Origin of the sequence: Streptomyces sp. NPDC058864, assembly GCF_042742985.1 — a bacterium.
GTDB lineage: Bacteria > Actinomycetota > Actinomycetes > Streptomycetales > Streptomycetaceae > Actinacidiphila.
In genome coordinates, this window is sequence record NZ_JBHYMQ010000015.1 from 158,109 (window position 1) to 164,579 (window position 6,471).

Sequence of the window (6,471 nt, forward strand, 5' to 3'; positions counted from 1 at the left end):
TGCCCCGTCCTCTTGCACTGCGCCGACCTGGGGGCCTCCACGGTAGCGCGCGCCGGGTGCGCGCCAGCACCCAGATGCTGATGGATCACCTGATGGATCCGGCCGGATGAGGCCGATTGCGGATGATCCGCGGCACCGGTGTACGTACCCGGTGTGGTCAGCCGCCCGCGCCGGCCCGGCCCCAGTTCTGGCCGGCGGCCGCCCACTCGCGCTCCCACTCGGCGAGCCTGCGGCGCATCAGCTGCCACATGAGCACCTGGCGCCCCATCAACCCCAGCACGCTCGCGGCGAGGAAGGTGCCGATGCCGGCGAGCATCGCATGCGTGGTGGCGGAACGGGCGTCCAGCGGCGCGGGCACGGGCACGGCACCGGACTTGTCGGTCCACATCGTGAGGTGGTCGCCCTTGTCGTGGGCGGCGCCCACCCGCACCTGGGCGGTGTGGACGTGGCCGTCCGGCGCGGTCCAGCGCACCACGGCGTCGCGGCGCTCCTCGTGGACGCGGCCGGACTCGGGGTCGGGGTCGGCGGCCTCACGCGGCCCGGCCTCGAGCACCACGGCGCCGACCCGGGTGCGGTTGGCGTGCTCGACGCTGACGGTGTGCTGGAGGGAGCGGTCGACGGCCAGCCCGGTGGTCAGCCCCGCGGCCGGCGCCCCCAGGACGATGGCGCAGCCAGCCGCAACCCCCGCGCAGGCCTCGAACACGTCGGAACGGCGGCGCAGGCTGTTCTTCCGCCATCGCCACCACCGCACGTGTGTGGCCGCCATCGGGCGCACCCCCTTCACCGTCCAAGTACCGCACATGGCACGGCACATGCGCGGCATGGACCGGGCGGGAGGGAGCCATCTCACGCCGGCACCCGTCCGGGGCCCGGACCGTGCCGCGGTCTCGGGACGCGTTCACTCCACCATCATCAACGCGTCGCCCACCCGGAGTGTTCCGGGTCGTACGGGCACGAGATTCTGTCCGAAAACCAGTCTGCCCCCGAATCGGCGGTGGCGCGCGAGGGTGCGCAGCGGCTCCCGTCCGCGGACGGCGGTGCGCTGGTCCGTGGTCGTCACCACGCAACGCCCGCAGGGCTTCACGACGCGGAATTCGACTTCCCCGATGCGGATCCCGGTCCAGGTGTCCTCGTCCCACGCACCGGTTCCCGCGATCACGGCGTTGGGACGGAAACGGTCCATCGGCAGCGGCCCCTCCCCGGGGTGGTCGCCGTCGGCGATCAGCGCGTTGAGGGCGGCGAGCGACGCCTCGGTCGTCACGAGCAGGGGGAAACCGTCGGCGAAGCTGACGGTCTCACCGGGGCGCGCGTACTCCGGGTCGACCGGGCGCCGCCGGGCGGGGTCGTCGAGGTGGACGAGGGTGACCTCCGCGCCCAGGAACGTGCCGAACCAGGCGGCGGCCGCGTCTCCCGCGGGCACGGCCTCCACCTTGTCGCCCCATATGTGCACCGGGACCGTCGACGACGGTTCCGGTACGACGATGTCCAGCACCGGCATCCCCGGAGCGGTGAGCAGCAGCCCACCGCCGGGGGACGACTCCGCGCGTGCCAGGGCCAGCCGGGGCTGCTCCCGCTGCGTGACGCATCGTCCCGCAGCGTCGGCGAGCATCCACCGGCGGTCTCCGGCGAGCCCCCACGGCTCCACCACTGCCTCGGACAACCGCTGTCCACCGAGTGACTTGACGGGGTGGACGTGCAGTGCGCTGAGGCGGGGTGTCGGCGTCGGAGTCGTCATTCCGCCATCGTGCCAGGCGGTGCGGTCACCCGTCGGCGGGGACCGGGCCGCCCGCGGGCATCAGCCGGAGTAGTAGCCCTGGCCGAGGTTGCGCCGCTGGTACGGCTGCTCGTCGTAGCCGGTCGGCGCCACGGGGCGCGGCGGCGCCGGACGCGGCGCCGCGGCCGGCCGCACCTGCTCGTAGCCGGCCGGGCCCTGGTACTGCTGCGGGGCCTGCTGCGCCGGGTATCCGCCGTTGAAGGCGGCGGGCCGGGGCGCGGTGGCCTGCTGCGGGATGTAGGGCGCCGGTGCCTGCTGCAGCTGGGGCTGCTGGTAACCGGGCGCCGAGTAGCCGGAGTACGACGGCGTGCTCGGCGCGGAGGAGTGGGAGGGGCCGGCGGGCAGCGCGGGGAGCGCGGCCGGCAGGGCCGGGAGATTGCTGCCGGTGGTCTCGTACGCGGACGGGACGCGGATCGGCGCGATCTGGGGGGTGCCCCGCTCTGCGACCAGGCTGTCGTAGATGGGGGTGTCGGGGAAGAACGGCGACGTGTAGTAGCCACCGCTGTAAGAACCGCGGGGGGAGGTCATAGCCCATAAGTTAAGCCCACGATGTGCTGGTTGGGGAGACCGATTAGCAGGTCATTTCATGTGCAGCGAGTGACGGCTGACCCCTATTGCGATCGAATCGGAGGAAATCGGTCCGCGGCCGCCGTTCGGATCGCGTAAACGCGCTGGGCCTGGGGCGTTACCGCTTGTCACGGGGGAACGGGGGTGCGGGGAATTGCCCTTCCGGGCGGTGTCGGAGGGTGACCGGACCGACACTCTGGCGCACCAACAGGTCACCCGCACGAAGGAGGAACGCGGCGTTTCCGTGACTCCGGCGAACTTCGTCCCGGGAGGCCCCCGATGTGTCACAGTGAGCCATGCGCGTCGCCATGCTCTTCGGGCAGGACCGGCCGACGCGGCCGGACGAATGGCACAAGGCCGCGGCGACCGTCGCCGACGTCGTCGACGTGGTGGCCGTCCGTGAGTTGACCCTCCCCGCCGTCCGCGGGCTCCCCTACGCCGGCCGCGACCCGGAGCGGCCGCACCACTACCAGGTCGCCGTCCCCCACGGTGGTGCCGTGGCGCGCCGGGTCACCGCGGGCCGCGTCGAGGGCGTGCTGCGCCACGAGGCCGCCGAGTGCGGCCGGTTCGACCTCCTCCACGGCCATGTGCCCGGCGCCGAGGAACTGCTCCCCCGGCTGGCGCGGACCGCGCGGCTTCCGTACGTCGTCACCGAGGACGACCCCTCCCTGTTCGGCCATCCCACGCGCCCGCTCCCCGGCCTGCCCGCGCGGCGGGCCCGCGCGCGGATCTACCGCGAGGCCGCGGCCGTCCTCGCGGTCAGCGACGCCCTGCTGCTGCGGCTCGGCGAACTGCGCCTCCCCGGCCGGCACCGCCTGGTGCCGCACCCCGTCGGCCCCGAGGCGCTGCCCCCGGTGCCCGCCCGCACCCGGATCAGCCAGGACCCGGTGCGGGTCGCGGCCGCCGGGCGCTTCGAGCGTCACGAGGGCTGGGAGGTGCTGGTGCACGCCTTCGCCGCGGCCCGGGTCAAGGACCCGCGGCTGCGGCTGGACGTCATCGCCGAGGGGTCCGCCGAACTCCCCGCCGACGTGCGCGAGCTGATACGCAAGTGCGGAGCGGCCCACTTCGTCACGGTGCGCCGGGCCCGCGGCCGCGCCGAGGCGCTGCACACCGTCGCGCACGCCGACCTCTTCCTCGTGGCGAGCCACGTGGAGAGCTTCTGCGTGCGCGCCCTGGACGCGCTGTGCTGCGGCACCCCGGTCGTCGGCACCCGCACCGGCGCGCTGCCCGAACTCGTCGGGCACGACGGCGGGGTACTCGCCGAACCCGGCGACGCGCCCGCCCTCGGCCGGGCCCTCGTGGAGGCCGCCGCCCGGCTGTCCGTGCGCCGGCCCACGGTCCTCGCCGAGCGCACCCGCCGGCGCTACGGCACGGCGGCCGTCGGCGCCCGCCTCGCCGCCGTCTACGCCGAGGCGTCGTCGGGCCGCGGCCGCGCGTAGGTACGGCCCTTCCACGCGGCTCCGCGGCCCCGGCCGTGCTGCACCGCCGAGTCGACCGTCATCAGCAGGTAGAGGACCGCCGTGAACGGCAGCAGCACCGTCGGCCAGGGCGGCTGCCGGTAGTAACGGAGCATCGGCAGGTAGGTACCGCACATCAGGGCCCACGCCGCCGCGCCCGTCGTACACAGCCACCGGTCGCCGGCGAGCGCCCCGCCGACCGCGGCGAGCGGCGGGACCACGTACACCAGCAGCAGGCCGAGCACCGTGCCGGCCAGGAGGACCGCGCTGTGCCGCAGCTGCGCGTACGCGCTCCGCGACACCATCCGCCACAGCTCGCCGAGGCCCGGGTAGGGGCGGACGCTGTCGACCTCGTCGGCCAGGCCCAGCCAGATCCGCCCGCCGGAGCGCTTGACGGCGCGGGCCAGCGCCACGTCGTCGATCACCGCGTGCCGGATCGCGTCTGGCACGCCCGCCCGCTCCACCGCGGTACGGCGGATCAGCACACAGCCCCCGGCGGCCGCGGCGGTCCCGGCGCTCGGCCGGTTCACCCGGCGGAACGGGTACAGCTGCGCGAAGAAGTAGACGAAGGCCGGGACGATCAGCCGCTCCCAGGTGGTGGCGACCCGCAGCCGGGCCATCTGGGACACCATGTCCAGGCCGCCGCCCTGCGCCGCTGCCACCAGGTGGCGCAGCGAGTCCGGTCCGTGCGCGATGTCGGCGTCCGTCAGCAGCAGGAACTCCGGGCCGCCGGACGCCGTGGCCACCTCGATGCCGTGCCGCACCGCCCACAGTTTCCCCGTCCAGCCCTCCGGGGGAGGCCCCGGCGAGACGACGCGCAGCGGCAGCCCGTCCGTGCGCCCTGCCAGCTCCCGGGCCAGCTCCCCGGTTCCGTCGGTGCTGCCGTCGTCCACCAGGACGACTCCGGCGCGACCCGGGTAGCGCTGCGCCAGGACGCTCGGCAGGCTCCGCGGGAGCACCTCCGCCTCGTCCCGCGCCGGGACGACCACCGTCACGTCCGGCCACTCCCGCGGCTCCGCCGCGACGGCCGGCAGCCGCACGTCCGTCCGCCAGAACAGGCCCTGCGCCAGCAGCAGCCACACCCACGCCAGCAACGACACCACGGTCACCCACGTCAGCCACGTCACTCCCGCAGTCTGCCGCCGTCGCCCTCCCACGGGTGTCATTTCCCCCGGTACGGCCGCAGAGCGGGCCGACGATCGCATCGCGTAGGGTTGTGCCCCGTGAAGATCGCGCTGATGGACTCCGGTATCGGCCTGCTCGCCGCGGCCGCCGCCGTCCGCCGGCTCCGGCCCGACGCGGACCTGGTGCTCTCCTCGGACCCCGACGGCATGCCCTGGGGCCCGCGCACCCCCGAGGACGTCACCGCACACGCCCTGGCCTGTGCGCTCGCCGCCGCCGAGCACCGCCCGCAAGCGCTGATAGTGGCCTGCAACACCGCCACCGTGCACGCCCTGCCCGCGTTGCGCGCCGCGCTCGAACCCGCGATCCCGGTCATCGGCACCGTCCCGGCGATCAAGCCCGCCGCCTCCGGCGCCGGGAAGGTGGCGATCTGGGCGACCCCCGCGACCACCGGCAGCCCCTACCAGCGCGGGCTGATCGAGGACTTCGGCAACGGCGCCCGGATCACCGAGGTGCCCTGCCCCGGCCTCGCCGACGCCGTGGACCGGGCCGACGGGACCGCGACCGCCGCCGCCATCGCCGCCGCTGCCGCCCTCACACCCTCCGACGTCGAGGCGGTCGTCCTCGGCTGCACCCACTACGAGCTGGTCGCCGACCGGATCGGGGACGCCCTGGCCGCCCCCGCCCGGCTGTACGGGTCGGCCGACGCCGTCGCCGCCCAGACGCTCCGCCGCATCGGCGCCGAGCCGCGCCCGGGCGCGGCACCCACCGGAGGCCTCGCGGTGATCCTCAGCGGACGGGCGGGCACCGTCACGCCCGAGGCACTGGCCTACGCCGAGGGCCGCTTCCTCGGCGCCTGCGTCGTCCCCGCCGCGGCCGAGACGCACTGATCCCGCCCCACCGCGTCCCGGTGAGCCGCCCCGCCCGGCGTATCCCCTCCGTACAACGGTGCCAACTCGCCGCCGGATGAGTAGGCTGCGCACTATGACGGACGCGCAGCGTGACGACGCGCGTACATCCCAGGTGTGGACGGGCCACGCGAGCAACCGCTTCCAGTGGCTCCTCGCGGCCGCGGGGGCGGCCTGCATGGCGCTCGGCATCGAGCTCGCCGTGGCCTCGCCGTACACCTCGGGCACGGTGCCGCTGGTCATGTCGGTGGTGGGCTGCATCGCAGCGGGGCTGCTGGTGCTGTTCGGAACCGTCGCGTTCACCCACGTCCGTGTGAACGTGGACCGCGACGGGCTCCAGGTGCGCTGCGGCCACATCGGCGTGCCGCGCCGCCGGATCCGGTGGGAGGAGATCAACGACGCGCACCTCGTCCCGCTCGTCAGCCCCCGCCACTGGGGCGGCTGGGGTTACCGCTGGCGGCCCGAGCAGGGCACCGCGGTCGTGGTCCGCCGCGGGCCGGGCGTGGTGATCGACCTCGGCAACGGCCGGCACTTCACCGTCACCGTGGACGACGCCGAGGGTGCCGTCCGGGCCATCCGCAGCCGGCTGGGCCTGCTCCCGTAGCCGTCCGGGCCCGCGACCGTGGCCCGCGGGGCCACGGTC

The 6,471-nt window shown here is 75.1% G+C and carries 7 protein-coding genes; 3 read left to right on the forward strand and 4 right to left on the reverse strand.

What is annotated here, in order from left to right:
* Positions 1-157: 157 nt before the first annotated feature.
* The 3 genes from ACFW3D_RS14880 to ACFW3D_RS14890 form a co-directional block, all read right to left on the reverse strand.
* The gene (locus ACFW3D_RS14880) at positions 158-766 is read right to left on the reverse strand and encodes an Rv1733c family protein (RefSeq protein WP_500504527.1); all 609 of its coding nucleotides are present in this window, start codon (positions 764-766) and stop codon (positions 158-160) included.
* Positions 767-898: 132 nt separating this feature from the next.
* Positions 899-1,735, reverse strand: a complete 837-nt coding sequence (locus tag ACFW3D_RS14885) for an MOSC domain-containing protein (protein ID WP_500504528.1) — start codon at positions 1,733-1,735, stop codon at positions 899-901.
* A gap of 60 nt (positions 1,736-1,795) precedes the next feature.
* Positions 1,796-2,302, reverse strand: a complete 507-nt coding sequence (locus tag ACFW3D_RS14890; protein ID WP_500504529.1) for a DUF6643 family protein — start codon at positions 2,300-2,302, stop codon at positions 1,796-1,798.
* Between the two features lie 335 nt (positions 2,303-2,637).
* On the opposite strand from ACFW3D_RS14890, the gene ACFW3D_RS14895 reads away from it, so the two are divergent.
* Positions 2,638-3,780, forward strand: coding sequence for a glycosyltransferase family 4 protein (locus ACFW3D_RS14895; RefSeq protein WP_500504530.1), 1,143 nt, complete (start codon positions 2,638-2,640; stop codon positions 3,778-3,780).
* Here the strand turns inward: ACFW3D_RS14895 and ACFW3D_RS14900 are convergent.
* The gene (locus ACFW3D_RS14900; RefSeq protein WP_500504531.1) at positions 3,744-4,964 is read right to left on the reverse strand and encodes a glycosyltransferase; all 1,221 of its coding nucleotides are present in this window, start codon (positions 4,962-4,964) and stop codon (positions 3,744-3,746) included. The two genes, ACFW3D_RS14895 and ACFW3D_RS14900, sit on opposite strands and share 37 nt — an antisense overlap.
* 57 nt (positions 4,965-5,021) lie before the next feature.
* On the opposite strand from ACFW3D_RS14900, the gene ACFW3D_RS14905 reads away from it, so the two are divergent.
* Together ACFW3D_RS14905 and ACFW3D_RS14910 are read left to right on the forward strand one after the other, a co-directional pair.
* On the forward strand, positions 5,022-5,810 hold the full coding sequence (locus ACFW3D_RS14905) for a glutamate racemase (RefSeq protein ID WP_500504532.1): 789 nt from the start codon (positions 5,022-5,024) through the stop codon (positions 5,808-5,810).
* 94 nt (positions 5,811-5,904) lie between these two features.
* The gene (locus tag ACFW3D_RS14910; protein ID WP_500504533.1) at positions 5,905-6,432 is read left to right on the forward strand and encodes a hypothetical protein; all 528 of its coding nucleotides are present in this window, start codon (positions 5,905-5,907) and stop codon (positions 6,430-6,432) included.
* The last annotated feature ends 39 nt before the right edge of the window (positions 6,433-6,471 follow it).